This is a genomic window from Acinetobacter lwoffii (assembly GCF_024129735.1).
Classification (GTDB): Bacteria; Pseudomonadota; Gammaproteobacteria; order Pseudomonadales; family Moraxellaceae; genus Acinetobacter; species Acinetobacter lwoffii_H.
Window position 1 is genome coordinate 1 of the sequence record NZ_JAMXXK010000127.1, and the last position, 377, is coordinate 377.

General features: G+C 41.1%; 1 rRNA gene. It reads right to left on the bottom strand.

Annotation, left to right across the window (positions count from 1 at the left end):
• Positions 1-78 (bottom strand): 5S ribosomal RNA (gene rrf, locus NI469_RS15770); the annotation flags it as partial.
• Positions 79-377: the final 299 nt, after the last annotated feature.

The window sequence follows — 377 nt, forward strand, 5'->3', positions numbered from 1 at the left end:
ACTACCATCAGCGCTAAGAGGTTTCACTTCTGAGTTCGGGAAGGGATCAGGTGGTTCACTCTTGCTATGGTCGCCAGCACAACTGTTTATGACTTTGCATTTGGTCTTATTTAGATGCCAATGCTTGGTCAAATAGAATTCATTAACAGGTATATCTGAGTTGTGAGTGTAACATAAAGCGTAGCTTTATGCCTTGCACTCAGGCAAACGCTTTCGCGTTTGCTTATTCTTCGTTCATCTTTAGCGTTCACTAAATCAAGCTGTTTTGCTGAATATCGAATCAATTGATCCTCACTTCTTTCGAAGTTCGTACAACAACTGTTTGGGTGTTGTATAGTCAAGCCTCACGAGCAATTAGTATTGGTCAGCTTCACATA